Origin of the sequence: Streptomyces phaeolivaceus (assembly GCF_009184865.1) — a bacterium.
GTDB lineage: Bacteria > Actinomycetota > Actinomycetes > Streptomycetales > Streptomycetaceae > Streptomyces > Streptomyces phaeolivaceus.
In genome coordinates, this window is sequence record NZ_CP045096.1 from 8,289,606 (window position 1) to 8,316,546 (window position 26,941).

The 26,941-nt window shown below is 71.1% G+C and carries 26 protein-coding genes; 13 read left to right on the plus strand and 13 right to left on the minus strand.

Going from position 1 to position 26,941, the window contains the following annotated elements; all coding sequences use genetic code 11:
- Positions 1 to 46 precede the first annotated feature (46 nt).
- Positions 47 to 475 (minus strand): roadblock/LC7 domain-containing protein, encoded by a 429-nt coding sequence (locus F9278_RS37940; RefSeq protein ID WP_033529372.1) that lies wholly within the window; start codon positions 473 to 475, stop codon positions 47 to 49.
- A gap of 14 nt (positions 476 to 489) precedes the next feature.
- Positions 490 to 759, minus strand: coding sequence for a hypothetical protein (locus F9278_RS37945; protein WP_152172332.1), 270 nt, complete (start codon positions 757 to 759; stop codon positions 490 to 492).
- Between the two features lie 763 nt (positions 760 to 1,522).
- Here F9278_RS37945 and F9278_RS37950 point away from each other — a divergent pair.
- Positions 1,523 to 2,770, plus strand: a complete 1,248-nt coding sequence (locus F9278_RS37950; RefSeq protein ID WP_152172333.1) for an acyl-CoA dehydrogenase family protein — start codon at positions 1,523 to 1,525, stop codon at positions 2,768 to 2,770.
- A gap of 65 nt (positions 2,771 to 2,835) precedes the next feature.
- On the opposite strand, the gene F9278_RS37955 is transcribed toward F9278_RS37950, so the two are convergent.
- The 6 genes from F9278_RS37955 to F9278_RS37980 all read right to left on the minus strand — a co-directional run bounded on the left by F9278_RS37955 (position 2,836) and on the right by F9278_RS37980 (position 8,120).
- Entirely contained in the window at positions 2,836 to 3,420 is a 585-nt protein-coding gene (locus F9278_RS37955) for a GAF domain-containing protein (protein WP_152172334.1), read from the minus strand.
- Positions 3,421 to 3,457: 37 nt separating this feature from the next.
- A complete protein-coding gene (locus tag F9278_RS37960) occupies positions 3,458 to 4,060 on the minus strand; it encodes a GTP-binding protein (protein WP_152172335.1) in 603 nt (200 codons plus the stop codon).
- Positions 4,038 to 4,406 carry a DUF742 domain-containing protein gene (locus F9278_RS37965; protein ID WP_152172336.1) on the minus strand — a complete coding sequence of 123 codons (369 nt, stop codon included), beginning with the start codon at positions 4,404 to 4,406 and terminating at the stop codon, positions 4,038 to 4,040. Before F9278_RS37965 ends, F9278_RS37960 begins: the two co-directional genes overlap by 23 nt.
- A 7-nt stretch (positions 4,407 to 4,413) precedes the next feature.
- Complete coding sequence (locus F9278_RS37970; RefSeq protein WP_152172337.1) at positions 4,414 to 4,848, minus strand: roadblock/LC7 domain-containing protein; 435 nt, start codon at positions 4,846 to 4,848, stop codon at positions 4,414 to 4,416.
- The gene (locus tag F9278_RS37975) at positions 4,835 to 6,652 is read right to left on the minus strand and encodes a sensor histidine kinase (RefSeq protein WP_152172338.1); all 1,818 of its coding nucleotides are present in this window, start codon (positions 6,650 to 6,652) and stop codon (positions 4,835 to 4,837) included. The genes F9278_RS37970 and F9278_RS37975 overlap by 14 nt, the downstream gene beginning before the upstream one ends.
- A 511-nt stretch (positions 6,653 to 7,163) precedes the next feature.
- Positions 7,164 to 8,120, minus strand: a complete 957-nt coding sequence (locus F9278_RS37980; protein ID WP_152172339.1) for a helix-turn-helix domain-containing protein — start codon at positions 8,118 to 8,120, stop codon at positions 7,164 to 7,166.
- Between the two features lie 455 nt (positions 8,121 to 8,575).
- Between F9278_RS37980 and F9278_RS37985 the strand changes: the two genes are divergently transcribed.
- Genes F9278_RS37985 through F9278_RS38005 form a run of 5 tightly spaced genes read left to right on the plus strand, consistent with a single transcriptional unit; the run spans position 8,576 to position 12,662 of the window.
- Positions 8,576 to 9,955 carry an ATP-binding protein gene (locus F9278_RS37985; RefSeq protein WP_152172340.1) on the plus strand — a complete coding sequence of 460 codons (1,380 nt, stop codon included), beginning with the start codon at positions 8,576 to 8,578 and terminating at the stop codon, positions 9,953 to 9,955.
- Positions 9,952 to 10,365 carry a roadblock/LC7 domain-containing protein gene (locus tag F9278_RS37990; protein WP_152172341.1) on the plus strand — a complete coding sequence of 138 codons (414 nt, stop codon included), beginning with the start codon at positions 9,952 to 9,954 and terminating at the stop codon, positions 10,363 to 10,365. The genes F9278_RS37985 and F9278_RS37990 overlap by 4 nt, the downstream gene beginning before the upstream one ends.
- Complete coding sequence (locus F9278_RS37995; protein WP_152172342.1) at positions 10,362 to 10,721, plus strand: DUF742 domain-containing protein; 360 nt, start codon at positions 10,362 to 10,364, stop codon at positions 10,719 to 10,721. The genes F9278_RS37990 and F9278_RS37995 overlap by 4 nt, the downstream gene beginning before the upstream one ends.
- Positions 10,699 to 11,307 (plus strand): GTP-binding protein, encoded by a 609-nt coding sequence (locus F9278_RS38000; protein WP_152172343.1) that lies wholly within the window; start codon positions 10,699 to 10,701, stop codon positions 11,305 to 11,307. Before F9278_RS37995 ends, F9278_RS38000 begins: the two co-directional genes overlap by 23 nt.
- 50 nt (positions 11,308 to 11,357) lie before the next feature.
- Complete coding sequence (locus F9278_RS38005; RefSeq protein ID WP_152174374.1) at positions 11,358 to 12,662, plus strand: cytochrome P450; 1,305 nt, start codon at positions 11,358 to 11,360, stop codon at positions 12,660 to 12,662.
- 31 nt (positions 12,663 to 12,693) lie between these two features.
- On the opposite strand, the gene F9278_RS38010 is transcribed toward F9278_RS38005, so the two are convergent.
- A complete protein-coding gene (locus F9278_RS38010; RefSeq protein WP_152172344.1) occupies positions 12,694 to 13,941 on the minus strand; it encodes a cytochrome P450 family protein in 1,248 nt (415 codons plus the stop codon).
- Positions 13,942 to 14,139: 198 nt separating this feature from the next.
- On the opposite strand from F9278_RS38010, the gene F9278_RS38015 reads away from it, so the two are divergent.
- Entirely contained in the window at positions 14,140 to 14,523 is a 384-nt protein-coding gene (locus F9278_RS38015; RefSeq protein ID WP_152172345.1) for a hypothetical protein, read from the plus strand.
- A 59-nt stretch (positions 14,524 to 14,582) separates the two neighbouring features.
- Here the strand turns inward: F9278_RS38015 and F9278_RS38020 are convergent, their stop codons facing one another.
- Positions 14,583 to 14,984 (minus strand): DUF6114 domain-containing protein, encoded by a 402-nt coding sequence (locus F9278_RS38020; RefSeq protein WP_193241824.1) that lies wholly within the window; start codon positions 14,982 to 14,984, stop codon positions 14,583 to 14,585.
- Positions 14,984 to 15,643: a DUF6230 family protein gene (locus F9278_RS38025; RefSeq protein ID WP_152172346.1), complete on the minus strand. Its 660-nt coding sequence runs from the start codon at positions 15,641 to 15,643 to the stop codon at positions 14,984 to 14,986. Before F9278_RS38025 ends, F9278_RS38020 begins: the two co-directional genes overlap by 1 nt.
- Positions 15,644 to 16,387: 744 nt before the next feature.
- Here F9278_RS38025 and F9278_RS38030 point away from each other — a divergent pair.
- A complete protein-coding gene (locus F9278_RS38030) occupies positions 16,388 to 17,041 on the plus strand; it encodes a Tat pathway signal sequence domain protein (protein ID WP_152172347.1) in 654 nt (217 codons plus the stop codon).
- Between the two features lie 83 nt (positions 17,042 to 17,124).
- On the opposite strand, the gene F9278_RS38035 is transcribed toward F9278_RS38030, so the two are convergent.
- Positions 17,125 to 18,159, minus strand: a complete 1,035-nt coding sequence (locus tag F9278_RS38035) for a lytic polysaccharide monooxygenase auxiliary activity family 9 protein (protein WP_193241825.1) — start codon at positions 18,157 to 18,159, stop codon at positions 17,125 to 17,127.
- 641 nt (positions 18,160 to 18,800) lie between these two features.
- On the opposite strand from F9278_RS38035, the gene F9278_RS38040 reads away from it, so the two are divergent.
- The 4 genes from F9278_RS38040 to cyc2 all read left to right on the plus strand — a co-directional run bounded on the left by F9278_RS38040 (position 18,801) and on the right by cyc2 (position 25,122).
- On the plus strand, positions 18,801 to 20,612 hold the full coding sequence (locus tag F9278_RS38040) for a S8 family peptidase (protein ID WP_152172348.1): 1,812 nt from the start codon (positions 18,801 to 18,803) through the stop codon (positions 20,610 to 20,612).
- Positions 20,613 to 20,796: 184 nt separating this feature from the next.
- A complete protein-coding gene (locus F9278_RS38045) occupies positions 20,797 to 21,444 on the plus strand; it encodes a hypothetical protein (protein ID WP_319023126.1) in 648 nt (215 codons plus the stop codon).
- Positions 21,437 to 22,645: a damage-control phosphatase ARMT1 family protein gene (locus F9278_RS38050; protein WP_152172349.1), complete on the plus strand. Its 1,209-nt coding sequence runs from the start codon at positions 21,437 to 21,439 to the stop codon at positions 22,643 to 22,645. Before F9278_RS38045 ends, F9278_RS38050 begins: the two co-directional genes overlap by 8 nt.
- 269 nt (positions 22,646 to 22,914) lie before the next feature.
- Complete coding sequence (gene cyc2 / locus F9278_RS38055) at positions 22,915 to 25,122, plus strand: germacradienol/geosmin synthase Cyc2 (protein ID WP_152172350.1); 2,208 nt, start codon at positions 22,915 to 22,917, stop codon at positions 25,120 to 25,122.
- A gap of 16 nt (positions 25,123 to 25,138) precedes the next feature.
- Here cyc2 and F9278_RS38060 read toward each other — a convergent pair whose 3' ends face one another.
- Positions 25,139 to 25,903, minus strand: coding sequence for a CTP synthase C-terminal region-related (seleno)protein (locus F9278_RS38060; protein WP_404818978.1), 765 nt, complete (start codon positions 25,901 to 25,903; stop codon positions 25,139 to 25,141).
- 108 nt (positions 25,904 to 26,011) lie between these two features.
- Between F9278_RS38060 and F9278_RS38065 the strand changes: the two genes are divergently transcribed.
- Positions 26,012 to 26,896 (plus strand): LysR family transcriptional regulator, encoded by an 885-nt coding sequence (locus F9278_RS38065; RefSeq protein WP_152172352.1) that lies wholly within the window; start codon positions 26,012 to 26,014, stop codon positions 26,894 to 26,896.
- Positions 26,897 to 26,941 lie beyond the last annotated feature (45 nt).

Here is a 26,941-nt window from a genome sequence, read left to right on the forward strand (position 1 = left end):
GACCATCACCCTTTCGACGAGTTCCAGAACCGGCGGCCGTCGCGGCTCACGCGTCCTGCACGTAACCGGACGGGGTTTCCGAACGGGGCGCCGCGCTCAGGTACTTGCCGACCTGTTTGACCAGGGTGCCCATCTCGAAAGCCATCATTCCGACGTCCACCTCCTCCGAGGCGATCGCGGCGAGCCGCGCGCCCCGGCCCGCGGCGGTGACGAAGAGGAACGCCCGCTCCATCTGGATGACGGTCTGCTGGACCTCGCCGCCCTGGAAGTGGCGGGCCACACCCCGGGCCAGACTGTGCATGCCCGAGCCGACGGCGGACAGATGCTCCGCGTCGTCGAACCGGATGTCCTTCGACTTGCCGATGAGAAGGCCGTCCCCGGAGAGCACGATGGCGCAGTGGATCTCGGGTATGCGTTCCACGAGTCCGTCCAGCAGCCAGTCCAGTTGGGGACCGGGTCGTTCCTGCTCTGTCATGTCGTGCGTGTTCCTCACGGTTCGGTCGGCGCCGGGGGTGGCACCGGGTCGTCCGGTCCGGCGAGCCGGGCCCGCGTCGAGCCCCGCCGGATCGCCACCATGGCGCGGGCCAGGGTGTCCGGGCAGAGCGTGTCCTCCGCGTCGTCGTCCGCTCCCGGGGGCTCGGCCACGTCCTCGGGCGGCGCGGCCGGGGCGCTCCGGGGGCGCCGGGGCAGGCCCTGGGGGCCGCTCCGGGGGAGGGGTGCGGGGCCGCCGGTCTCGGTGCGGGGCGTGTCACCGCTCATCCGGGCCACCGAGTCGCATCGCGCGTGGGGCCGATGCGGGGGAGGGTGCCTGGCATCTGATTCCTCGTACGACAGTGAACATCCGTTGGCGGTGGGGACACGGTGAGCGTCCGGCGTCCCCTGTGCTCCGGCTCGACACACCGTCGGCGAATGTCAGCGGGCCGACGGAACGCTATCAGGACCCGAGGCCCGCCGTCAGCACCCGCCCGATCCCAACTTGGCACCGCGCCACAGCAATTGGCGGGGCTCCGGGGACGGTCCGCGCCGGTGGGGGACGATGTGACGGAGCGGAACATTACGGAGGGTCACGGAAAGCTGACTTGTCGACACGGCAGCCCCTCGGGAAGGGCACGGTCCGGCCACATCCGGCTCCCGGAGGTATGGCCGGAAATCTATGGCAGCCTGCTCAAACCTGCGCGCGGGGCGCGGCAGTTTGGTATTTGGCGGTGCACAGCGGGGAGGGAAGGGGGTTCGCGCCAGGGGTGCCTGGTGGTCCGGTCGGGCGCTGCCCGTTTCCGGGGCGAGGGAGTCGTACAAGTTCGACTCGGAAAGTATCAGAATGTGGATATCGTCATACTCGTATCCCACATTCACGCTCAAGTTTCAACCGCCTATGTTTCGGCCAAACCCCTTAAACGATCTTGGCGTAAGAGGTTGATTTGTAGACCATGTTGAGCGTCGGTCAGACTCCCAACCAGAACACGACCGACGCACAGCCACCGCGTCTCCCCCGGGCGCGGGATAACGCCTAGAAGGGCTTGGCGTGGAACACGTCTTCACAACCCAGGATCATGAGGATCTGCGGCAGCGCGTACGCGAGTTCGCCGAGCGAGTGGTGCGGCCTCTGATACCCGAGATGGAGGCCTCCCGTACGGCTTTGGTGGGGCTCTCCCGGCTGATCGCCAGGCAGGGCTGGATCGGCGCCACGATCGACCCGGCCTACGGCGGCATGGGCGCGGGCCATCTGGCCAAGACCGTCATCATCGAGGAACTGTCCAGGGTGAGCGGCGCGATGGGGGCCATGGTGCAGGCCTCCCAACTCGGCGTCGCCAAGATCGTCCACTTCGGCGACGACAGCCAGAAGAACCAGTGGCTGCCGAGGATCGCCGCGGGAGAGGTGCTGCCGACGATCGCTGTCACCGAGCCGGGGTCGGGGGGCCACGTGGCCGGCATGGAGAGCAGCGCGGTACGGGACGGCGACGACTACATCCTCAACGGCCGCAAGGTCTTCGTCGGCAACAGCCATGTGGGCGATGTGCACGGTGTCGTGGTCCGCACCGGGCCCGGTTCCAAGGGCATGACGGCCTTCCTCGTCGAGTCCGACCGCCCCGGGTTCTCCCTCGCCGAACAGGTGCCCTCCATGGGCCTGCACGGCTTCAGCTTCGGCGAACTCATCTTCGACGACTGCCGGGTCCCGGCCGCCAACCGCCTCGGCGAGGAGGGCGAGGGGCTGGCCATCGCCTACTCCTCGTCGGTGCTCTACGGCCGCCTCAACCTCACCGCGGTGTCCCTGGGCATCCACCAGGCGGTGTTCGAGGAGACCGCCCGGTACTGCGGCGAGACCCAGCGCTACGGACGGCCGCTCGGGCATCTGCCCAACATCAAGATCGAGCTGGGCCGGATGCTGCAACGCCTCACCCTCGCCCGGCAGAGCGCCTATCTCGCCGCCCATCTGCTGGACCAGGGGCGGCCCTGCGACGTCGAGCTGATGTCCGCGAAGCTCTTCAACGTCGAGTCGTCCATCGAGTCGGCCCAGGCGTCCGTCAAGATGCACGCGGCCTGCGGCCTGTTCACCGACCGCCCGGTCGAGCGCTATCTGCGCGACGCCTTCCACATCTACGCCCCCGCCGGCACCTCGGACATCCAGGGCCTCAGGCTGGGCGAGTTCGCACTCGGCGAGAACAAGGGCCAGTGGTCCGAACGCCTCGCCGACCTGGTCCGCACCCCGCAGGTCGAGCAGCGGGAGCAGGAACCCGAGCCGGAGCCCATCCCGGTCGGGGAACTGGTCTAGGCGCCGTCGGCGGAGCGTCGCCGGGGCTTGGAGGAGCCCCGGCGGACCGGCGGCGCCCGGTCCGCTCAGCGGCCGGAGGCGATGGCGTGGATCTGGTCGGACATCTCCTGCGCCATGTGCTTGATGATCTCCAGCCGCTGCCGCCCCCAGGTACGGGAGTCGGTGTCCACGACACAGATCGTGCCCAGATTGATCCCGGCCAGCGTGTCCACCAGCGGCGCGCCCATGTAGGAGCGGATACCGATCTCGTCCACGACCGGGTTGCCCGCGAACCGCGGGTAGTCGCAGACGTCGTCGAGCACCAGCGCCGCGGTCCGCTTGACGGTGTGCGGGCAGAAGCCGTGGTCGAGCCGCATCTCCCGGCTCATCGAGGACTCGGCCAGCTGCCCCGTCGAGATGTTCACCGGCCCGGCGTCCGGGGTGTAGAGCCCGGCGAAGAACTGCCGCCTGTCGTCCACGAAGTTGACCATCGCGTACGGCGCGTCCAGCTCCAGCGCCAGCCGGCGCGCGAACGCGTCGAACTCGGGCCGGGGGATGTCGGCGAGCCCCAACTGAGCCAGCCTCGCGCCGCGTTGCGGGCCGACCGGATCCTCGGGGGTGAGGAGCAGACGGTCGAGCGGTGGCTCGTAGGAGGAATAGGGGCTGTTCATCGGAACTCCGTTCCAGTTCGGCCGGGTTGAGTAGGGATCAACGGAGCACGGGCGGCTGGTGCGTCGCCACGCCGGGTGTCATGTCGAGCAGATGCCGCACGAGTTCGACGAGCACGCCCGTACCGGAGCTGCAGTGCCGGGCGTCGCAGAACACGATCGGCGCGTGGGACTTCAGGCCGATCGCGTCCCGTACCTCCTCGACGGAGTACTGGTACGCGCCGTCGAACTCGTTCACGCCCACCACGAACGGGATGCCGCGCACCTCGAAGAAGTCCACCGCGGGGAAGCACGCGTCGAGCCGCCGGGTGTCGGCGAGCACCACCGCGCCCAGCGCCCCGTCGGACAACTCGTCCCACATGAACCAGAATCGTTCCTGCCCGGGGGTGCCGAACAGATACAGCACATGGTCCGAGCCGAGGGTGATCCGGCCGAAGTCCAGGGCCACGGTGGTGGTGGACTTCTCCTCGATCCCGGCGAGGCTGTCCGTACCGGCGCTGGCCGTGGTGATGACCTCCTCGGTACTCAGCGGCGCGATCTCGCTGACCGCTCCGACGAAGGTCGTCTTGCCCACCCCGAACCCTCCCGCCACCAGGATCTTCAGGGCGGTCGGGAAGGGGTCAGAGCCGTGCGCGTAGGCCATCGAGCACCGCCTCCAAAACTTCTCGGTTGGCGGCGGAGGCCGCCTCCACGGCACGGGGCGCCCGTGCGGTGAGCGCCTCGTGCTGCACTAGGTCGGACAACAGGACTTTGGTGACGGCGATCGGGAGGTTCATCCGCGCGGACACCTCGACCACCGGCACCGGCCTGACACACAGGCCGAGCACCAGGTCGTGGTCCGGGCCGAGGTCGCCGATCGGCCGGACGCCGGTGGCCATCACCAGGGTGAGCAGATCGAACGACGTCGAGGGCCGAGTGCGCCCGTTGCTGACGGTGAACGGCCGGACTAAGCGTCCGGCCTCCTCGTCCAGGAACAGCTCGTCCGTCATCGCGTCGTCACATCCCCGCGCTGGACGGCGCGTTGGGGCGGCGGGCCGGTGTGGCGAGGAACGGCTGCACGGCCCGGATGAGCATGCCCATCTCGTAGCCGAGCGTCTCGGTGTGGGTCGTCGCGTCCGCGGTGACCGCCAGCACGGCGCCATGGCCCGCGGAGGCCACGATGAGGATGCCGTTGTGGAGTTCCACGATGACCTGGCGGACGGTGCCGCCGTTGCCCAGCACCCTGTCGTGGCCGAAGGACCGGCCCAGGGAGTTGAGCCCGGAGGATATCGCCGCCAGCCGGTCGGCGTCGTCGGCGCTCAGATCCACATGTGCCTTGCTCAAGCCGTCGGACGAGAGCAACAGGACCTGGCGGGTACCGGGTACGGTCTTCTTGAGGTTCTCCAGCAGCCAGTCGATGTTCTGTCCGGTGGGGTGGCTATCGCTCACCATGGTGGGGTTCTTCTCCTTGCGGTCGGTGCGTGGCCCAGCGCGGGTCGTCGACGGGGATCGCGTCGGAGGTCGCGCCGGCGAGACCGAAGCCTCGATTGATTCCGGCCAGGAGGCCGGGGCTGAAGTTCAGTTCCTGCTCATGGGCCTCGGGGCGCGGGGCGGGTGCCTGCCGCAGCTCGGGGGCCAGGTGTTCCATCGCGCGGCGCTTCGGCAGCGTGGGCCTGGCGGGCCCACCGGACCCACCCGACCCGTGCGGGGCGGCCGTCGGACGCTCGTAGCCCGAGGGCCGGTACTCGGACCGTACGTCGGAGACGGGCCGCGCCCGCTCGTGCCGGGCGGCCGACGGGGGCGGCACCGGGGCGGCCGACCGCTGCGGCAGTCCCGCCGGGGAACCGGACGGCGGACCGGCGTGGGACGGGACGGACGGCCGGGGACCCGGGTGCGCGGGCGGCGACGGTACGGCGGCCGGGGGAGCCGCGTGGGACGGGCCCTGCCAGGAGGGCGCGGGGGCCTGCGCCTGCTGGGGCGGGGCCGGCCGTACCTGGACCGGCGCCTGTACGGGGCCCTGCCCCTCCTCCTCGCCCAGCAGCCCCTGCGGGAGCACCAGGATCGCCTGGACACCGCCGTAGATGTTGCCCTGGAGCTGGACCGCGATGCCGTGCCTGCGGGCCAGGGAGGAGACCACGAACAGACCGATCCGGCCGTCGGCGAGGAGCTTGGCGACGTCGATGCGGGCCGGGTCGGCGAGCAGGGTGTTGATCCGGGCCTGGTCCTCCTGGGGGATGCCCAGGCCGCGGTCCTCGACCTCGATGGCGATGCCGGCGGTCACCCGGCGGGAGCGCAGCAGGATCTGGGTGTCCGGGTGGGAGAACATGGTGGCGTTCTCGACCAGTTCGGCCAGCAGGTGGATGACGTCGGCGACCGCGTGGCCGCGCAGTGTGCCCTCGATGGGCGGCACCAGCTTGACGCGGGAGTACTGCTCGACCTCGGCGATGGAGGACCGCAGCACCTCGGTCAGCGTCACGGGGTTGGTCCACTGGCGACGGGAGACCGCGCCGCCCAGCACCGCGAGGTTCTCGGCGTGCCGGCGTATTCGGGTGGCCAGGTGGTCGATGCCGAAGATGCGCCGGAGCAGGTCCGGGTCCTCGACCTGGTTCTCCAGATCGTCCAGTTCACGGATGGTGCGGTGGACGAGCGACTGCAGCCGGCGGGCCAGGTTGACGAAGACCTCGACCTTGTCGCTGTTGTCGTCCGAGGCGGACTGGAAGTAGCTCGCCGCCCAGACGAGCGCCTCCCGGGCCCGGTGCTGGGCCTCGGTGACGTCGTACTCCAGCTTCTGGTACGGGTCCTCGCCGCGCGACGCCTGGTACGCGAAGCCGCGGGAGAGCAGCTGCTCGCCGCGCTTGAGGCGGGTCAGGTCCTCGTCGAGCGCCCAGTTGCCGGTGGTGATGGCCTGCCGCAGCGACTCGGCGCGCTTCGCGTCGGACCTGGCGCGCTTCCTGGCCGCCGCCACGGCCACGGCCAGACAGCCGCAGCCGAGGACCGCGCCACCCGCCAGCACACCCCAGGTGGCGGCGTCGGCGGTGCCCTCCTGCAGCCGCAGGACGGTGCCCGTGACGGCGGTGGATATTCCGGCCATGACCGCGGCGGGCAGCACGGCGAGCCGCGTCAACCGGGGCTGGGGCGAGGACGAGTGCGCGGAATCCGATGCCCCGGTCTTTCCGTGCCGGTGACGGGACGGGGGAGTCGTCGTCTCCGGACGACCGTGTTCCGGGGTCGTCGCGAAGGGTGGGGGTTCAGGCATCGGAGTCCTCTCGATCAGCCAGTACGCGACAGAGTAGCGAAGAACGTCAACTATCTGACCAGCGGTCCTGGATGCTCAGGGGAGGTCTGTCACCTGAGGTGCCGTCAGCGGCGGCAAGGGTCCGCGACGCCTTTTTACCCTCTCTTCACGAGCCGTGCGGAAACAGTTCTTCACACCCCGGCCGCGGTGCCGCGCCATCTGTGAAAGAGGGAGCGCCGGGCGGCGGGTCACCTGCGGGTTCGGTCGCGCCGAGGGTCCGTTCCCGGTCGGGTGGTGTGTAAGGATCACGCCAATCCGTGGCGTTGTTGCCTCGTGTCAACTCCGGATGTGGCATGTGAAGTCGGGTGCGCGGTACGGCCGATCGCACATACCGTGCACGGCGTACTCCGGGAAAATTCACACCGGGGGTGCCCGAAAGTGCCCCGGGTCGACGGAGCGTCATGCTTTGACTAAGCTTTGGACTTCAACCGATGGGACGGGAGCGCCGATATGAGAGCCTGTTCGCCGGATGTCAGCGCGTGCTGTGCCGCATCTCCCGGGGGCTGACGCCGTAGCGTCGCCGGAAGGCCGTGCTGAGGGCGCTCGCGGAGGAGAAACCGGCGGAGTAGGCGAGATCCGTGATCGTCATGTGCTCGCACTCCGCGCACAGTAAGCGGTCCCGGACCAGCCGCAGCCGCTCCTCGCGGATCAGCTCACGGGGTGTCGTACCCGCCTGCTGCAGGGCCAGTTGGATCTGCCGCAGCGACCAGCCGAGGGCCCGCGCCACCGCCGTACCCGTGAGGTTCGGATCGGCCACGTGGTCGCGCACATAGCGGCGGACCATCGCCTCCACCTCCCCCAACTGCCCGGGGGCGTCCGGGCGGTCGTCGCCGGCGGTGAGCATGCACACCAGCTCCACGACCCGGTCGGAGACCGCGTTGAACTCCGGGTCGGTGAGGTGCTCCCGCTCCTCGTGCAGCCCGGTCAGCATCGAGCCGACGATCCGGCCGAGGCCCGCGGTGAGGTCCAGGCCGCTGGCCACCGGTGACCTGCTGTTGAGTCGGCCGTCCACCTCGCGGGCCGGGATGGTGAAGATGAACGCGTCGATGGCGTCGCTCTGCAGGCACTGGAAGGGCGAGGCGAAGGTGACCAGCGCGGCCGTGCCCGGGGTCAGCCGGGCCTCCCCGCCGTCCTGCCGCAGCACGATCTCCCCGCTCATCGGCAGCAGCAGCCGGTAGTCCTCGTCCGGGTCCTGGCGCACCTGACGCATCGTGCGGGTGTACTCGATCTCGTCGGACCGGTACTTCACCAATTGATAGGTGTCGGTGCGCTGCCGGACGGTCGTGCCGCGGAAGTTCTCCGACTGGGCGTACTTGAAGCCCATCCGGGACTGGTAGGAGCCGATCTGCTCGGTCCAGAAGTCGGCCCGCTCGCGCGGGGCCAGCTCCTCGGTGGTCAGCGCCTCGACGCTGTAACTTCCCGCGGGCAACGCTGCTCCTCCTCTGTCCGGCCCCCGACGACGTCCTTGTGGTCTCTTACGGTCCCCGTCGGAGAAATCTTCAACTTCAGCTTGATCAAAGATAGTTATCGCCCGGTCGAACCCGGAGGGCACCCTAGCGTGGCAAGCGGTTGCCCCGCCGCCGCGCCCACATGGCCGAATATGCCGGAGGAATCGCCCCGCTTGACTCACGCCCCTTGCGCCACTCATGCGCTCTGTGACAACTTCCCTGCGCGTCACGGAAAGTGCCCGAGCGGTCGCGCCGCTAGGGTCTGTCGTTCGGATCACGCCGTTTCCGGGCGGCAGTGCCTCATGACTGCCGGCAAGCCCCGCGGCCCGGGCGGGATCCGAACGACAGACCCTGGGCGTCGGGCGCTCCGTCAACTCCCTCGGGCGGGCCGGTCCGGTGGCGCACGGGGACTTGAGGACGTAAGGATTCGTACTTCATGACCGAACCGATACCGCAGGCGGTGACCTGGGCGCTGGCAGTGGCGCTGTTCGCCGCCGCCGTACTGCTGCTGCGCCAGCACGGGATCACCCGGCGGCAGCGCGCGCGGAGCGCCGCGCTCGCCGACGACGTGCGGGCCCGGGAGGAGGAGCTGCGCCATCTGGTCACGGTCCGCCTGCCCGCTCTCGCCGACCACCCCGGCCAGAGCGTCCCCGGCGTCGGACCGCTCGACGCCCGGCTCGCCGAGACCGAGTTCGGCAAGGGCCTGGACGAGGTCCTGGCCCGCTTCACCGGCGCCGTCGAGCACGCGCAGACCCGCGCCGACCAGTCCGCCAAGGCCGCCCTCAAGGCGTCGATGCGCTCGATCCAGGCCCTGGCCAACGAGCAGCAGATGTCCATCTCCGAGATGCAGGACCGGCACGACGACCCCGACGTGCTGCGCGACCTCCTCGAAGTCGACCACACCAACGCCCAGTTCGGCCGCCGCGCCCAGGCCATCGCCGTACTCTGCGGCTCCTGGCCGGGACGGCAGCGCGCCACCTCCCCGATCGTCGAGGTCGTCCGCGGCGCCACCTCCCGCATCCGCGACTACCGGCGCATCCGCGTCCACGGCCAGGTCGACATCGCCGTGGAGAGCCGCGCGGTGGAGCCGGTCGTGCTCGCCGTCGCCGAACTGCTCGACAACGCCTCCCGCCACTCGCAGCCCAACACCACGGTCGAGGTCAACGTCCAGAACGTGCACAACGGTGTGTGCGTCGTCATCGACGACGCGGGCGTCGGCATGGACGCCCACGCCGTGCGGCGCGCCACCCAACTGCTCGGCGGACGCGGCGAGGTGGACGTCACCCGCCTCGACGACCCGCCCCAGTTCGGCTTCGCCGTCATCGGGATGCTCGCCCGGCGCTACGGGTTCACCGTCTCCGTGGACACCCGCTCGCCGTACGGCGGCGTCCGCGCCGTAGCGTTCCTGCCCTCAGCGCTGCTCACCCACCTGGAGCCCGCCGCACCGGAGCCACCCATCGACCAGACACCCCTGACCCGGACCGCCCCCGTCCCCCGGCAGACCCGCGCCGAGACCACCCCCGGCACACCGCCCGAGGACACCACCGAGGGCGGACTGCCCAAGCGCCGCCGACGCACCCCCAAACGGAACCTCGCCCCCGAGCCGGAGCCCCCGGCACCGGCCGAGGACGACACCGGCCGCTCGCCCGAGGAGAACGCCCGCATCATGGGCGCCTTCGCCCGCGGCACCCGCTTCGGCCGGGCGGCGGGACGCATCCTCGACGAGGAGGAGTACGTCCGCGACGCCGCGCCCGACTCCGCCGCCGACCCCGCGAGCCCCACCCCCCATGAGAACGAAGGGACCCCCCACGCATGATCGAGCCCATGACCAACGAGCTGGGCTGGATGCTCGACGACGTGCTGAAGGTCCCCGAGGCCCGCCACGCCATCCTGCTCTCCGCCGACGGCATGCTCCGCGCCCACTCCGCCGACATCGACCGCGACGACGCCGAGCGCCTCGCGGCCGGCCTCTCGGGCCTGCAGTCGATCAGCCGCAGCACCTCCGAGTTCTGCGGCCCGGCGGACGGCCCGTGGCGGCAGACCCTGATCGAGTTCGGACACGGCTTCGTGTTCCTCGTCGCGGCCGGCGAGGGCGCCTACCTCGCGGTGTCCACCGGCGACGAGGTCGACATGGAGTCCGTGACCTACCGCATGCACAAGCTCGTCGACCGGCTCGGCAAGGAGCTGTCCAGCCCGGCACGGCTGGACACGGGCAGCAGGGCATGACGCCCCGCCCCCGGCCGAAGGGGAGCCTGGTGCGGTCGTACGTCGTCACCGGCGGCCGCTCCCACCCGACCCGCAACACCCTGGACCTGGTCACCCTGCTGATCGCCACCACCGACCTGTCCCTGGCCGGGCTCACCCCGGAGAAGCGCCGTGTGATGGAGCTGTGCCGCCACGGCTCCCTCTCCCTCGCCGAGGTCGCCGGCCATCTCCGGCTGCCGGTCAGTGTGACCAAGGTGCTGATCGCCGACCTGATGGACAGCGGCCACATCGTCACCCGCGCACCGATACCGGCCGCCCGGCCGTCGGACGCCAGAATCCTCCAGGAGGTCCTTGATGGGCTCCGCGCCCGCCTCTGACGACGTCTACCTGCGGCCGACGGTGAAGACGGCGGCCAAGCTGCTCGTCGTCGGTCACTTCGCGGTCGGCAAGACCACATTCGTCGGCACGCTCTCCGAGATCCGGCCGCTGCGCACCGAGGAGGTCATGACCGAGGCCGGTGCCCTGGTCGACGACCTCGCCGGCACCCTGGACAAGACGACCACCACGGTCGCCATGGACTTCGGCCGGCTCACCCTCGACGACTCGCTGGTGCTGTATCTGTTCGGCGCCCCCGGGCAGCAGCGCTTCACCAAGCTCTGGCAGGACATGACCCGCGGCGCCCTCGGCGCGCTGGTCCTCGCCGACACCCGGCGGCTCTCCCACTCCTTCGACGTGATGGGCGTCCTGGAGGAGCTGGGCCTGCCGTACGCCGTCGCCGTCAACGACTTCGACGGCGCCCCCGTGCACGATCTGGACGAGGTGCGCGAGGCCCTCGACCTGCTGGACGAGACCCCGCTGGTGCGCTGCGACGCCCGCGATCCGGACTCCTCGACCCGGGCCCTGATCTCCCTCGTCGAGTATCTGCTGAGCCGCCAGGACGACACCGAACTGGAGCATGTGTGACCCCCGCATCGCCGTCCGCCCCGCCCCCGGGCTGCCCGGCCCACCAGCCCATGTACGGACCGGAGTTCGCCGCCGACCCGGCCGCGTTCTACCGGCGGGCCCGGGCGACCGGCCCGACCACCCCCGTCGAGCTGGCGCCCGGCGTCCGGGCCACCCTCGTCACCTCGTACGAGGCCGCGCTGCACGTCCTGCGGAGCACGGAGACGTTCTCCAAGGACCCGCGCCGCTGGAACGACCTCAACGACGGCACGGTCCCCCCGGACAGCCCCGTCGTCCCGATGATGATGTACCGGCCCAACGCCATCTTCTCCGACGGCGAGGAGCACGAGCGGCTGCGCGGCGCCATCACCGACAGCCTGGCCCGGGTCGAGCCCCACACCCTGCGCGGCTATGTCGAGCGCAGTGCGGACACCCTCATCGACCGGTTCGCGCCCACCGGCAAGGCGGACCTCCTCGGCGAGTACGCCCAGGTGCTGCCCCTGCTCGTCTTCAACCATCTCTTCGGCTGCCCGGCCGAACTGGGGCTGAGGCTGGTCGAGAGCATGTCCGACATCTTCGACGGGGTGGACGCCGAGCGGGCCAACGAACTGCTCGGCGCCACCCTCTTCGAGCTGGTCACGCTCAAGCGCGGGCAGCCGGGCCCGGACGTGACGTCGTGGCTCACCCGGCATCCGGCGGAGCTCACCGACGAGGAGATGATCCACACCCTCGTCGTGCTCATGGGCGCGGGCACCGAGCCGCAGCAGAACCTCATCGCCAACGCGCTGCGGCTGCTGCTGCACGACGACCGTTTCGCGGGTGATCTGTCCGGTGGCAGCCTGCCCGTCGAGGACGCCCTCGACGAGGTGCTGTGGACCGACCCGCCGATGGCCAACTACGCCGTGCACTACCCGAAACGGGACGTGATGTACGAGGGCGCGCTGCTGAGGGCCGGTGATCCGCTCGTCGTCTCCCTGGCCGCCGCCAACACCGACCCGGCCCTGGCGAACGATCAGCGGGCGGGCAACCGGGCCCATCTGGCGTGGAGCGCGGGCCCGCACAACTGCCCCGCGCAGAGCGAGGCCCGGCTGATCGCCTCGGTGGCGGTGGAGAAGCTCCTCGACCGGCTCCCCGACGTCGAACTCGCCGTCCCCGTAGGGGCGTTGGAGTGGCGCCCGGGTCCCTTCCACCGGGCGCTCGCCGCGCTGCCGGTGACCTTCCCGCCGGCCCCGGTGGTGGGCGCGGGCGCCGAGGCGCCGGTGTCTGCCGCACGCCGTACGGAGGGCCCGTACGGCGGCGGCGACGCCCGGCCGGCGGAGCCCACCCGCCCGAGGAGCGGATGGGCCCGGCTGCTGTCCTGGTGGCGCGGCGAGTAGCCGTCCCGGGGAGGCCCGATGGGGATGCCCGTCAGGCCTCGCGGACGGGGAGGCGGCGGTGGCCGTTGGAGATGAACGACTCCACGGTGCCCAAGCCTCCCTCCCCGGCGGCGAGTTCGAGCGACGGGAACCGCTCGAAGAGCGCCGGGAGCGCGATCCGGGCCTCCATCCGGCCGAGCGGGGCGCCCAGGCAGAAGTGGACGCCGTGCCCGAAGGCGAGGTGCTCCTTGTCGGCGCGGGTGACGTCGAAGACGTCGGCGTCCTTCCCGTGCCGCTCGGGGCTCCGCCCGGCGGCGGCGTACGCGGCGAGGATCGGCTCGCCCCGGCCGATCACCACACCCTCCGGGCCGCCGAACTCGGCGAGGTCCAGGTCCGCCACGGCGTAGCGCAGCGGCAGGCTCGCCACCGGCGCCTCGGTCCGCAGCGTCTCCTCGATCACGTCGTCCCAGCCCGCGCGGCCCTCCCGGACATGGGCGAGCTGCTCGGGGTGGGTCAGCAGGGCGTGGATGGCCTGGTCGAGGAGGTTGACGGTGGTCTCGTGCCCGGCGCTGATCATCAGGACCAGGGTGTCGATCAGCTCCTGCTCGCTGAGCCGGGTGTCGTCCTCGTCGCGGGCGGAGATCAGCCCGGAGGTGAGGTCGTCGCCGGGTGACTCCCGCTTGGCGGCGACGAGTTCGGCCAGTACGCCCTGCAACCGCCCGTAGGCGGCGGTCATCTCACCGGGGTCGGCGGAGGTGTCGAAGATCTTGTCCACCAACTCCCGCAGTTCCAGGCCCCGTTCCTCGGGCAGCCCGAACAGGTCGGTGATCACCTGGATCGGCAGCGGATAGCAGAGCTCCTCCCGCAGATCGACCGCCTCGCCGCGCCGCAGGCCCTCCTCGACCCGGTCGAGCAGCCCCTCGGTGATCTCCTCGATGCGCGGCCGGAGGGCGTTGGTGCGGCGCGAGGTGAACGCCTTGGCGACCAGGGTGCGCAGCCGTTTGTGGTCACCGCCGTACGCGGTGAACATGTTCTGCACGGCGACCCAGGTGAACAGCGGCCATTCCGGGGTGATCTCACCGGCGGCGAACCTGGGCCAGTGCTGTCGCGCGTCCTTCGACACCCGGGGGTCGGTGAGCAGTCTCTTGAGCAGATCGGGGCTGCTGACGGCCCAGGCCTCGACGGTGGGCGGCCCCGGCAGCACGACCCGGGTCGCCGGACCCGTCTCGCGGATCCGGGCGGCCTCACCGTGGATGTCATGGCCGGTCGCGTCAATCACCAAGGGGGTGGGGTTGCCCATCGGGCCCTCCTGCGTCGTAAAAGGTCCACCAACACAACGTGCGGGACCGGTCACGCTACGACCCCGTAGCGTCGCCGGGCGAGATCGCGTGGTGGGTGCTGCGTACGACGGCAACTTCCGTGCGCGTACTCGCAAGTCGGGTCGAGGGCCCACTCCTAGGATCGGGCTCACCCCCCCCATGAAATGCCGGTGAGTGCCATGACTGTCAGCAGGGCCCCGCGCTGGATGTGCTCCTACAGCCCCGAAGTTCGCACCGTGCCGGCCGGGCGCTGGTGGAACGCGGTCCGGGTGCCGGTCGCTCTCGGTGCCCTCGCCTTGGAGTCCCTCGGGGACGAGACGGGCGCCGTCATCAAGGACGGCTACGGCGGCATCATGTACTGGTTGGTCCTCCCGGGCGACGCGTCCGAATGGCGGCTGCCCGACGTCCAGGTCCTCGGCCGCGGCAGCCATGTCGCCGTCCCGCCCCTGCGCCGTACGGCGGGCCCCGGCCTCTACTGGCGCGTCCCGCTCACCCACGACACCTACTGGACGAACACGACCCGCCTCCGCACGGCCCTGACGGCCGCGATCCCCGCGCCCTGAAGGGGCGCGGGGATCGCGCGATCAACCACGAATCACCCGAGGCCGCCGAACAACCGCGACTACCCGATCTCCGCAGCGTGCTTCTCCGCCCGCTTCGCGGAGCGTGACCGCTTGACCCGGGGCTCCTGGTCCGGCAGCCAGCCGAAGGCCAGCGTGCTGCCCACCGCCCCCATCAGCAGGCCCACGATGAACCCGCCGATGTTGGACGTGAGCCAGGTGCCCAGCGAGAGCATGATCCCGAGGATGGAGTAGAACAGGCGCTGGCTGGGGTTGAAGAGGATCAGCAACCCGCACAGGACCATCAGCGAGGGCAGCAGATAGCCCGCCAGCCCCTGCATGCCGATCTTGAGGATGACCGGCAGCGGTGCCTTCATGGTCAGCAGGATCTCCGTGCCGCCCAGCACCAGCAACAGACCACCGGCGAACGGCCGGTGCCCCCTCCACTCCCGGAAGTCGCCCACTAGTCGCAGCCCTCGCTTGTGAAGCTCATGTGCAGGTCGGGGAGCTTGAAGACGGCCGCGGTGGCGGCGTAGTTGTGCTGGTACAGATCGGTGATGGTGACCGTGTCGGCCTGCTGGCCGTAGACACCGGGCATGCCCTTCTGGTCCACCTTGTCGAACGTGCTGGAGTCACGGCCGATCTCGATGTTGTTGAACGAGGCGTCGCCCGAGATGTCGTCGGAGTCGATCGCCAGGTTCTTCACGCTCACCGGCGTGCCCTTGTCGCCGGCGCTGAGGACCAGCTGGATGCCGCCGAGGTCGACGCTCTGGCAGAGGTTCGTCAGCTTGCCGTTCTTCACGACCGAGGTGACGACCAGCACCTGACCACCGGTGTCGCCCTCGTTCGGGCTGTTCTCGATCATGTGGTCGAGCGAGCCGTACTGGGCGAAGCCCTCACCTTCGAGCTTGTCGGCGGTGACCACGAACGGCATGCCGGAGATGGCGAACTGGACGCCGAGAGCGCCCTGCGCGGTGAGGATCATCAGACCGGCGGCGACCGCCGTGGCCGGCACCGCCATCACGGCGGCGCGCTTCAGGCGGACCCGCCCGCGTCTTCCGGACGCCGCGGGACCCTCGGGTCTTTCGTTGGTGGACGCCGTGGCGTCCGAGGACGAGGCCATGTGTGCTCCCTGGACTTCCAAGTTATTGCAGATGAAGCTTCGACGGCCCGTTGTCCTGGCGCGGACAGCGGTCGCGGCGCACGCCTCGGCGCACCTCCCGTGGGTGCAAGGGCTTACTTGCTACGCCGCAGTAGCCATTCGCGAAGTTACCGGTGGTTACTTTCAAGGGTCAAGGCGCTTGTGGCAAAAGGATGTTGGTTGTGCGCCCTCTGTGAAAGGTGAACATCTCTCACCTTTGGTTTTGTCGTCCGGAGCCGCTGATTTCGGCCATCCCGCGCAGGGGCTCCGATCATCAACTTCCCTACAACGCCTTGACGTTGACTCTTTCGCAGGTCTACAACTCTCCCGGGTTTCACCCTCGGATCCGTGGCGCCGGATCCGACGCGCAGCGCATGCCACCGTCCCGAACACCCCGTCGCAGACGAGGGTGTGGGTGGCGCAACCCGAACGCGCTGCGCGGCCCAGCACAGCACCACCCCTCGCCGCGGTGCCGGGCACGGTCGCCTTCCCCTCCACTGGGCCGTGTCCGGTCCCCGGCTGTCTGTCGCTGTCGATCCGTCACGTACGGAGAAGGCGTGTCACGGATCGGCAGCGACCGTACGGCGCCGTGCGACATCGCCGCGTTCCCCCGCGCGAACGGTGTCCACTCGCGCGCAACCACCGCAGCCCACGCTTGGCGCGGGCTGTCACCCGCACCTTCCGAGGGTCGTCACCGGCCCTCACTTCATGAGAAGAGGCACCCCCATGCGTACGCGATCCCTCCTTGCCCTCGCCGCAGGCACCGCCGCCCTGATGGTGTCGGCCATCAGCCCCGCCTCCGCCGCCGACACCGTGCTCACCACCGGCGGCCTCGCCGGTGACGCGGTCGCCGTCGGCGACGTCCTCAGTGCCTCGCTGGCGTCCGGCACCGCCGGCACGTTCCGCTCCAGCGCGACCGGCACGAGCGGTATCTCCTGTGCCGCGTCGACCTTCACCGCGACCGTCACCGACAACCCGGCCGCGCCCGGCACGGCCACCGAGTCCGTGGACGCCCACACCTTCGGCAGCTGCACCAGCAACGTCCTCGGTGTCCTCGGCGTCAACAGCATCACCGTCAACAACCTGCCCTACACCACGGCCGTCACCTCGGGCGGTGCCCTCACGGTCACCCCGGCGGCGGACTCGGTCATCCAGACCACCGTCGTGCTGCGCACTCTGCTGGGCACCATCAACTGCGTCTACCAGGCGCCGAGCATCACCGGCACGTCCGACAACACCGACAACAGCATCAACTTCACCGCCCAGCCGTTCACCAGGACCTCGGGCTCGTCCCTGTGCTTCGCCACCGGTTACTTCACGGCGAAGTACGCGCCCGTCTTGGACACCGCCCAGGGCGGGGCGACGGTCTACACCAACTGACCTCAACTCCCCGCAGAAAGCGGTCGGTTACCGGTCCGGCGGCCGGTAACCGACCTCGGGCAGTGAAGCGGCGGTCGACGCGATCAACTGCCGTGACGGGAGCGGCGTCCCCGGCCGCGCAGGTACAGGGCGGCGCCCGCGGCGAGCACCAGCGCCGTGGCGCCGCCCGCCACCAGCGGTACGGAGACGCCGCTTTCGTCGGTCGTGGAGGCGACGGGGCTGCCGGGGTCGGCGGTCCGGGCGGCGTCGCCGGTGGAGTCCTCGGTGTCGGCCGGCGGTGCCTCCGTGGACGCCGTCGGCGTGGCGGACTCCGACTTCTCCGCGGCCGGCTTCCCGGCCGCGCTCTCCTCGTCCCCGGCGGGCGTCCTCGCCGAACTCCCCGTATCCGTCCCGGGATTGGCCCTCTTCGCCTTCGGGAACGCCACGTCCGAGCAGGAGTAGTACGTGTCGACCGTGCTCGTGTTCTGCCAGATCGTGTACAGCACATGGTGCCCGGCCCGGTCCGCCGGCAGCTTCGCCGAGAACTCGTAGGAACCGTTCCGCAGTGGCGGGTCGGTGATCGAGGCGAACGGCTTCTCGGGCAGATCGGACCACTTCAGCGGCTCGGTCGGGTCGTAACCCGGCTTCGTCAGGAACAGCTTGAAGGTACCGGTGTGCGGGATCGTCGACCGGTACGTCAGATCCAGCGTGCTGCCGGGGGAGAGGCGGGTCGAGGGCCAGTCGGCGCGGGCCAGGTCCAGCCCCTTGTAGGGCGCGAGCCCGCCGCTGCACAGCTGACCGTCCGGGACGACCTCCCGGTCCCGCCCGTTCACCCCGGCGATCCGCATGTTGTCCCACGCGGTGAAGGGCCCGCCGTTCGCGGCGATCGCCGCCCGGCACGCCGCCGACCCCTGACTCCCGCCCTCCGGCGAGCACGCCGACACCCGGCTCACCGGATCCGTCGGCGCACCGTGCGCCCAGGCCGGGCCGACGGCCCCGGCGGTGAGCAGCAGCGGGGCCACGACGGCCGCGGCGGCGGTCGTGACCCCGGCACGGCGGCCGGGGGTGCGACGGCGGCCGACGCGGCAGCCGTCGGTGCGGCGGGCGGACAAGCGGTACATCCGGTACGTCCGATCCATGGGGGGCGAGGCTTCACAGGGGTCCACCGTGTCGTACGGGACCCATGGGCGCGGTGTTCAACGGCGTGGCCGAGGGCCTGTCGTTCGGATCACGCCTGGGGCGCGGGGCTTGGCACGCGCTCCCCCACTGCCTCAAGGGCGTGGGGGACCCCCAGCCGCGTTGTCGTCACTCGCCGACTCCCCCCACTCTCGACTTCGCGCGAGCGGGAGGTACCCCCATCGCGTCGACGCCCTCCTCCGCCTCGCAGCCGCACGCACCAAGCCCGCTCACCGGCGGTCACCAGGCACCGTGACCCGAAGCCGGCGCGATCCGAACGACAGGCCCTTGTTCGACCGGTCGGATCCGGCCACGCGCGGCGCGGCGGTGAATCCTCGGCAAACCCGGCGAAGCGGTGCATCCGGGCCCGACTGTCGGGCGGCATAGGGGAGTTCCCAGGGGGTCGAGGGTTTTCCCCGTATCCCCATGACCTGGGCCTTGCCTAGTGTCATCGCACAGCCGAACCACAGGTAACCCCTGGTGGAACGGCACGCGCCTGGCCGGCCTTCGCGCCAACCCTTTCTGGACCCCCCGCCGCTTCGATGAAGAAGCGTTTCACTGCCGCTCCTCCCCTGACATGAGCAGGCCACGAAAGGCGAAGCCCTTGCGTACCTCCCCCTCTCGTACCGCCGGACGGAAGCTCATATCCGTCGCCGCGGTCTCCGTCGCCCTGGTGGCCGGCATGACCACCTCGGTCGCCGTCGCGCAGAGCCCGACCGCCAAGGCCGATGCCGCGCCGGCCGTCGCCGGTGCCACCGAGGCCGCGCCCGGCGCCGTCGCCGAGCGCCTGATCGTCGGCTACAAGTCCGGTGCCGCCGAGGCCACTTCGAACAAGGCCGCCGACGCGGACGCCGCCGCCAAGGGCAAGGAGGCCGGCGAGAGCCTCGACTTCCAGCGCCGCCTCGGCAGCGGAGCCGCCCTCGTCGACCTGGGCGAGGACGTCACCAAGACGGACGTCGCCGACGTCATCTCCGAGTACCAGGCCGACCCGCAGGTCGCCTATGTCGTCCCGGACCGCCTGAACAAGGCGCAGGCCACCCCGAACGACACCGAGTACACCAAGCAGTGGGACCTCTACGAGTCCACCGCCGGCATGAACCTGCCGGGCGCCTGGGACAAGGTCACCGGCACCGGAGTGACGGTCGCCGTCATCGACACCGGTTACGTCGCCCACTCCGACCTCGCCGCGAACATCGTCGGCGGCTACGACTTCATCGTCGACACCGCCGTCTCCAACGACGGCAACGGCCGTGACAGCAACCCGGCCGACCCGGGCGACTCGACCGCCGCCAACGAGTGCGCCGCGGGCGACCCGGCCAGCACCTCCTCCTGGCACGGCACCCACGTGGCCGGCACCATCGCCGCCGTCACCAACAACAGCAAGGGTGTCGCCGGTATCGCCTACGGCGCCAAGGTCTCCCCGCTGCGGGTCCTCGGCAAGTGCGGCGGCTACGACTCCGACATCATCGACGCCATCACCTGGGCCTCCGGCGGCACCGTCTCCGGCGTGCCCGCCAACACCAATGTCGCCAAGGTCATCAACATGAGCCTCGGTGGCAGCGGCGCCTGCACCACCGCGACCCAGAGCGCGATCAACGCCGCCGTGAACCGCGGCACCACGGTCGTCGTCGCGGCGGGCAACAGCAACGCCAACGCGGCCAACTACTCGCCCGCCAGCTGCGCCAACGTGATCTCGGTCGCGGCCACCAACCGCGCCGGCTCCCGCTCGTACTACTCCAACTTCGGCTCGGTCGTCGACATCGCGGCGCCCGGCGGCGAGACCCGGACCGCGGAGTCCGGCGGCATCCTGTCCACGCTGAACAGCGGCACCGCCGGTCCGAGCAGCGAGTCGTACGACTACTACCAGGGCACCAGCATGGCCGCCCCGCACATCGCGGGCCTCGCCGCGCTGCTGAAGTCGGCGAGCTCCTCGCTGACCCCGGCCCAGATCGAGTCCGCGATCAAGACCAACTCGCGTGCTCTGCCGGGTACCTGCTCGGGCGGTTGCGGCGCCGGCCTCGCCGACGCGGCCAAGACGGTGCAGGCGGTGACCGGTGGCGGTTCCACGGGGGGCACCACCTTCACCAACACCACGGCCGTCTCCATCCCGGACAACGGCGCGGCGATCGAGTCCTCGATCGCCGTCACCGGCCGCACCGGCAACGCGCCCTCGACCCTCCAGGTCGGCGTGGACATCACCCACACCTACCGCGGTGACCTGGTCCTGACCCTGGTGGCCCCGGACGGCTCGACCTACCCGCTCAAGGCCTCCAGCTCCGACTCCGCGGACAACCTGGTCACCACCTACTCGGTGAACGCCTCCAGCGAGGTCGCCAACGGCACCTGGAAGCTGCGGGTCCAGGACGTCGCGGCCACGGACACCGGCACGCTCAACAACTGGAAGCTCACCTTCTGAGGCCCGGGCCGAGAGGCCTGACCCCGGTTGTTCAGTCCGACTGAAGAGTCCGGCTGAACAACCGGACCGATGGACCGCCACCCCCCACTGCCGGCGGCCGACCGATGCGAGCGGGCACCGGTCGGCCGCCGGCGCATCCATGGCACGTAGGAACGACCGCGTCGGCGGGCGTTAGCGTATGCGCATGGCGACAGAGAAGTACGAGGGATCCGGCCCGGCTCCGGTCCAGGTGGTCTGCCCCCGCTGCGGGGCCTCGGGCCCGGCGGTGCGTACGGTCCCGGATGCCTGTGCCGCCCCCGACTCCCCGGGGTCCGGCCTCTCCGACCGGCTGGCGAAGGCACCGGGCGCGGAGTCCAGGTTCGACAGCGTGATGCACTTCCTGGAGGGCATGGTCCTGGCCGGTGTCTGCGCGGGCCTCGCCCAGCACGGCGTCCAGGACGACAAACCCCTCTTCACGATCGGCGGTTCGGTCCTCGCCGTCCTCCTCTTCTTCGGCACCCTCTGGGTGATCCGCGGCGAGGCCCGCGAACGCGCCACCGTCAGGGCGGGCCGGCCCCGCGCCGAAGCCGTGTGGAACCCCGCCCACCACTGCGCCTCCTGCGACTCGGTGTTCTACCCGAGCGGCAGCCCCTGGCCGGGCCCGCTGACGACGGACCAGTTCAGGAAGTACGTGTGGACCGAGGCCGGCTTCCACGAGCAACTCGACGACAAGCTCAAGCAGGTGGAACTCCCGCCCCGCACGCCCACCGCCCCCGGAGGCGCACCCGGCCCCACCGCCCCCGGAGGCGCACCCGGCCCCGCCGCCCCCGGAGGAGCCCACGGCCATGCCTGACACGCCCGCTCCCACCCCGGCCCCGGTCATCCGCAGCGACGACCCCGCCTCCTTCCCGCACAGCGTCCTCGCCGAACGGCACCCCGCCCTCATCCGCAAGGTGCGGGACGCCACCCCCTACGGCCCCGAACAGCGCCGCGCCCTGGACGAGTTGCTGCGCAACGGCACCGAGAGCGTGCTCGACCCGCCGGCCGACGACGACTGGTGGGACACCTGGAACGTACGCCGCTACACCGGCCGTTCCTGGTACTCGCTCCCCTTCCTCGCCGCCGAGAGCTGCTTCTACCGCCAACTCCTGCGCGCCGTCGGCTACTTCGGCCCCGGCCCGTTCCAAGGCGTGGACCCGTTCCGCCCCTTCAAACTCGCCGAACTGGACACCCCCGAGGCCGCCGCCGAACTCACCGCCCTCGGCCCCCTGTCGGAACGGCCCCTCCCCGAGCAGCTCAGGGCCCTCCTCCACGGCTCCCTCTGGGGCAACCGGGCCGACCTCGGCTTCCGCCTCCAGACCACCGGGGCCGGGGACAGCGACACCGCCGGGTCGTCCCAACTGGTCGCGGACGACACCGAGTCGCTGCTGTCCCTCCTGACGGGGCGGTCCCTCCCGACCGGCGCGCCCACCGCCGCCTCCGCCGGGGACCGCACCCTCTGCCTGGTCGCCGACAACGCGGGCCGCGAACTGATCCCCGATCTCCTCCTCGTCGACCACCTCCTCACCCACGGCCACTTCGACCGTGCCGTCCTGCACCTGAAGCCGTACCCGTACTTCGTCTCGGACGCCACCACCGCCGACACCCTCGACGCGGTGCACCACCTGGTGACCGCGAAGACCGACGCCGGAACCCGCCTCCACACCGCGCTCACCGAGGGCCGACTGACCCTCCGCACCCACCCCTTCTCCTGCGCGCCCCTGCCGTACGCGGACATGCCCGCCGACCTGCGCGCGGACTTCGCCTCGGCCGACCTGACCGTCATGAAGGGCGACCTCAACTACCGCCGCCTGGTCGGCGACCGACTCTGGCCCCCCACCACCCCCTTCACCGAGGTCACCTCCTACTTCCCGGGCCCGGTCGCGGCCCTGCGCACCCTCAAGTCCGACGTCATCACCGGCCTGACCCCGCGGACGGAGTCAGCCCTGGTGACGGCGGAGGGCCAGACATGGCGTACGAGCGGGACGAGGGCCCTGATCCAGGTCAAGGTCTGACGGAGGAACGGAGGAACCGGGGCCTGCCGGAGTTCGTGACCCCGCGCTCCCGGGTGGGCAGCGCGGTACGCACCCCCACCGGGGACGCGGGGAACCACACGAACGGGGTCCAGGACAGCGCCCCGCATCCTTGAAACGCCCGCCATCCTTGAGACGCCTTGGATCCTTGAGACGCCCCGGATTCACGCGAAACGCCCGGGATTCACGCGATGGTGTGATCATGTGCCCCCATCCGGATGCCCACCGGAGGCCACGGGTAGGGCCCGGCCATGACGCAGCCGTTCGCACTCCCGCACTTCTACCTGCCGTACCCCGCGCGGCTGAACCCCCACCTCGAAGAGGCCCGTGCCCACTCCTCCGCGTGGGCACGGGAGATGGGCATGCTGGAGGGCTCCGGCGTATGGGACCGGGCGGACCTGGACGCGCACGACTACGGCCTGCTGTGCGCCTACACCCACCCCGACTGCGACGGCCCGGCCCTCTCCCTCATCACCGACTGGTACGTGTGGGTGTTCTTCTTCGACGACCACTTCCTGGAACTCTTCAAGCGCTCCCAGGACCGCCCCGGCGGCAAGGCCCACCTCGACCGGCTCCCGCTCTTCATGCCCCTGGACCTCGCGACCCCCGTCCCCGAGCCGGAGAACCCGGTGGAGGCGGGCCTCGCCGACCTCTGGGCGCGCACGGTCCCGGCGATGTCGATGGACTGGCGCCGCCGCTTCGCCGTGGCCACCGAGCATCTGCTCAACGAGTCGCTGTGGGAGCTGTCCAACATCAACGAGGGCCGGATCGCCAACCCGGTCGAGTACATCGAGATGCGCCGCAAGGTCGGCGGCGCACCCTGGTCGGCCGGCCTCGTCGAGTACGCGACCGCCGAAGTCCCGGCGTCCGTCGCGGAGTCGAGGCCCCTGCGCGTCCTGATGGAGACGTTCTCCGACGCCGTCCATCTGCGCAACGACCTGTTCTCGTACCAGCGGGAGGTCGAGGAGGAGGGCGAGAACAGCAACGGCGTGCTCGTCCTGGAGACCTTCTTCGGCTGCGGCACCCAGCAGGCCGCCGAGACCGTCAACGACATCCTCACCTCCCGGCTGCACCAGTTCGAGAACACCGCGCTCACCGAAGTCCCCGGGCTCGCCCTGGAGAAGGGCCTCACCCCCGGCGAGGTCGCCGCCGTCGCCGCGTACACCAAGGGCCTCCAGGACTGGCAGTCCGGCGGCCACGAATGGCACATGCGGTCCAGCCGGTACATGAACGAGGGCGCCGCCTCCGCGCGCGGCCCGCTCGATCTCGGCGGAGCGGTCCTCTCCGGCCCCGCACTGATCGCCCAGGCCGGTTTCGGCACCTCCGGCACGGACGTCGGGGCGCTGCTCGCGACCGCCGCCCAGGAACGGCTGCGCGCCCACACCCATGTGCCGTACCAGAAGGTAGGTCCGTCCCGACTCCCCGATTTCTACCTGCCGTTCGAGGTGGAGCTGTGCCCGCACCTGGACGGCGCCCGCCCCCGGCTCACCGCCTGGATGCACGAGATGGGCATGCTGGGCGAGGGCGTCTGGGACGAGGAGCGGCTCGCCGCCGCCGACCTCCCGCTCTGCGCGGCCGGCCTCGACCCGGACGCCACGGCCGAGGAACTCGACCTCAGCTCCGGCTGGCTGGCCTGGGGCACCTACGGCGACGACTACTACCCCCTCGTCTTCGGCCACCGCCGCGACCTCGTCGCCGCCCGACTGACCACGGCCCGGCTCTCCGACTGCATGCCCGTCGACGGGGAGCCGGTCCCCGTCCCGGCCAACGGCATGGAACGGGGCCTCGTCGACCTCTGGGCACGGACGACGGCGCGGATGACCCCCGACGAGCGGCGCGGGCTGAAGGCGTCCGTCGACAAGATGACCGAGAGCTGGGTGTGGGAGCTGTTCAACCAGATCCAGAACCGGGTCCCCGACCCGGTCGACTATCTGGAGATGCGGCGCGCCACCTTCGGCTCCGACATGACCCTCAGCCTGTGCCGGATGGGCCACGGCCCGCAGATCCCGCCCGAGGTCTACCGCAGCGGCCCCGTCCGCTCCCTGGAGAACGCGGCGATCGACTACGGCTGCCTCATCAACGACGTCTTCTCGTACCAGAAGGAGATCGAGTACGAGGGCGAGGTGCACAACGCGATCCTGGTCGTGCAGAACTTCTTCGGCTGCGACTACCCGACCGCGCTCGGTGTGATCCACGACCTCATGACCCAGCGGATGCGGCAGTTCGAGCATGTCGTCGCCCATGAACTCCCGGTCGTCTACGACGACTTCGCGCTCTCGCGGGAGGCGCGCACCATCATGGACGGCTATGTGGACGACCTGCGGAACTGGCTGGCCGGCATCCTCAACTGGCACCGGCGGGTGGACCGTTACAAGCCCGAGTTCCTGGCCCGCCGCGCCCACGGCTTCGTCCCGGACCGGCCCCCGGCGCTGCCGTTCGCCCCGGCGCGCACCGGCTGAGCCGTCGGCGACCGGTTCACACCGCCCGCCCCGCCACCACCCGGGCCGCGTGCTCGACCGCGGCTCGGGCGAAGGCCCGTACGACCGGATGCGGACGGCTGCCGTCGCCGGCCAGCTCCGGCTGGAAGAGCGTCGCCAGGAAGAAGGGGTGACCGGGGAGTTCGGCGATCCGTACGTGCCCGTCCTCGTCGTGTCCGGAGAACCGCAGCCCGTGCGCGCGCAGGGTGTCGAGGTGCCGGGTCGGGCCGTACGCGCAGAAGTACCGCTCGACCGACCGCTCGGCGTTCATCACGGACTGGGCGAGCGAGCCGGGCTCGACGGCGACCGTCGCCTCGTGCCCGACCAGGGAACAGGCGAGCGGTTCGATGAGGAAGTCCCCGGCGCCGGGGTCGTTCTCGGCGTGCGCGACCCGGGTGAGCCCGCACACGCTCCGGGCGTACTCCAGCAGGGCGTGCTGGAAGCCGCCGCAGGTGCCCAGGAACGGGATGCCCTCCTCCCGCGCGGTTCGGATCGCGGAGAGCACCCCGGCCTCGCTGCGGTAGGGGCTGCCCGGTACCACCCACACCGCGTCGAAGCCCCGTACGGCCTCCGCGTCGGCGGCGGCGTCCTCGGAGGGGATCCAGTACGCGTCGAGGACGAGCCGGTCCCGTCCGGCGAGGGCGTCGAGGAGCAGCGGGATCCGGCTGTGCGAGACCACGTCCGGGGAACGGTCGCCGACGAGGGCGAGCCGGGCGGCAGGGGACGCGGGGGAGGAGGCGGGCGGAGCCGCGTGGTTGGTCATGTCCGTCATCCTGGGCGTCACCCCGAGTTCACGTCCAACGATGATTTCCGCACTCCCGATAAGCACCGCTGATGACCTGCTGACGACAGGTACGCGATCCTGTCCGCCATGGATCCGCATCTGCTGCGTACGTATGTCAGCGTGGCCCGGCTCGCCTCCTTCTCCGAGGCCGCGCGGGAGCTGGGCTACACCCAGTCCGCGGTGTCCCAGCACATCGCCGCGCTGGAACAGGACCTGGGCGCCCCGCTGCTGACCCGGCGCCCCGTCGTCCCCACCGCCGCGGGCGAGCGGCTCCTCGAACACGCCGGACCCCTGCTGCTGCGCCTGGAGGCGGCCCGCGCCGATGTCGTACGGATGGCGGCGGCACCCGCGCATGGACTGACGCTCGCGGCGACCCCGACGGCACTCGGCCCCCGTACGCTCGCCGCGCTGCCCGCCGCCGGGGTGACCCTGCGGACCCTCGCCCGCGACGAGATCCCGGCGGCCGTCGCCACGGGCGCCGCCGATCTGGGCCTGGTCGACGGACTCGCCGCCCCCAGCGACCCCCTCCGGCTCCCCGACGTGGCACCCCTGACCACCCGGGGCGTCGGCGAGGAACCCGTCTGCGTCCTCCTTCCCGCCGGCCACCCGCTGGCCCGCCGCCCCGGACTCCGCCTCGCCGATCTCGTCGACGCGCGCTGGCTCGACGCCCCCGGCGCGGGCCTCCCGCTGGACCGGCTCCGCACCGCGAGCGGCACCGGCGGCGTCCGCACCGCCCTCCGCTACGAGGGCACCGACCTGCGGACGCTCACCACCCTCGCCGCCGCCGGACACGGCCTGACCGTCCTGCCCCACGGCTTCGCCGCCGACGTGCCCGGCGCGGTCGCCGTCCCCCTCGTCGCACCACGGCTGGTGCACCGCACCGAGCTGGTGTACGGCGGCAAGCCCGGGGGAGCGGCCGGGGCCCTGGTGCGGGAGCTGACCGGGCCGGGGGCGACGGAGGGCCCGAGGTGACGGGGTGTCAGTCTCACTCTTTCGTGGCTCGTCGTGCGGTGGCGC

Coding starts and splice junctions, on each gene's coding strand:
- F9278_RS38065 (WP_152172352.1), top strand. CDS start 26,012: ATGGATCCGCATCTGCTGCGTACGTATGTCAGCGTGGCCCGGCTCGCC.
- F9278_RS38010 (WP_152172344.1), bottom strand. CDS start 13,941: ATGGGCAACCCCACCCCCTTGGTGATTGACGCGACCGGCCATGACATC.
- F9278_RS37995 (WP_152172342.1), top strand. CDS start 10,362: ATGACGCCCCGCCCCCGGCCGAAGGGGAGCCTGGTGCGGTCGTACGTC.
- F9278_RS38015 (WP_152172345.1), top strand. CDS start 14,140: ATGACTGTCAGCAGGGCCCCGCGCTGGATGTGCTCCTACAGCCCCGAA.
- F9278_RS37955 (WP_152172334.1), bottom strand. CDS start 3,420: ATGAACAGCCCCTATTCCTCCTACGAGCCACCGCTCGACCGTCTGCTC.
- F9278_RS38025 (WP_152172346.1), bottom strand. CDS start 15,643: ATGGCCTCGTCCTCGGACGCCACGGCGTCCACCAACGAAAGACCCGAG.
- F9278_RS38000 (WP_152172343.1), top strand. CDS start 10,699: ATGGGCTCCGCGCCCGCCTCTGACGACGTCTACCTGCGGCCGACGGTG.
- F9278_RS38060 (WP_404818978.1), bottom strand. CDS start 25,903: ATGACCAACCACGCGGCTCCGCCCGCCTCCTCCCCCGCGTCCCCTGCC.
- F9278_RS38045 (WP_319023126.1), top strand. CDS start 20,797: ATGGCGACAGAGAAGTACGAGGGATCCGGCCCGGCTCCGGTCCAGGTG.
- F9278_RS38050 (WP_152172349.1), top strand. CDS start 21,437: ATGCCTGACACGCCCGCTCCCACCCCGGCCCCGGTCATCCGCAGCGAC.
- F9278_RS37960 (WP_152172335.1), bottom strand. CDS start 4,060: ATGGCCTACGCGCACGGCTCTGACCCCTTCCCGACCGCCCTGAAGATC.
- F9278_RS37975 (WP_152172338.1), bottom strand. CDS start 6,652: ATGCCTGAACCCCCACCCTTCGCGACGACCCCGGAACACGGTCGTCCG.
- F9278_RS37970 (WP_152172337.1), bottom strand. CDS start 4,848: ATGGTGAGCGATAGCCACCCCACCGGACAGAACATCGACTGGCTGCTG.
- F9278_RS38035 (WP_193241825.1), bottom strand. CDS start 18,159: ATGGATCGGACGTACCGGATGTACCGCTTGTCCGCCCGCCGCACCGAC.
- F9278_RS37945 (WP_152172332.1), bottom strand. CDS start 759: ATGAGCGGTGACACGCCCCGCACCGAGACCGGCGGCCCCGCACCCCTC.
- F9278_RS37965 (WP_152172336.1), bottom strand. CDS start 4,406: ATGACGGACGAGCTGTTCCTGGACGAGGAGGCCGGACGCTTAGTCCGG.
- cyc2 (WP_152172350.1), top strand. CDS start 22,915: ATGACGCAGCCGTTCGCACTCCCGCACTTCTACCTGCCGTACCCCGCG.
- F9278_RS38030 (WP_152172347.1), top strand. CDS start 16,388: ATGCGTACGCGATCCCTCCTTGCCCTCGCCGCAGGCACCGCCGCCCTG.
- F9278_RS37985 (WP_152172340.1), top strand. CDS start 8,576: ATGACCGAACCGATACCGCAGGCGGTGACCTGGGCGCTGGCAGTGGCG.
- F9278_RS37940 (WP_033529372.1), bottom strand. CDS start 475: ATGACAGAGCAGGAACGACCCGGTCCCCAACTGGACTGGCTGCTGGAC.
- F9278_RS38005 (WP_152174374.1), top strand. CDS start 11,358: ATGTACGGACCGGAGTTCGCCGCCGACCCGGCCGCGTTCTACCGGCGG.
- F9278_RS37990 (WP_152172341.1), top strand. CDS start 9,952: ATGATCGAGCCCATGACCAACGAGCTGGGCTGGATGCTCGACGACGTG.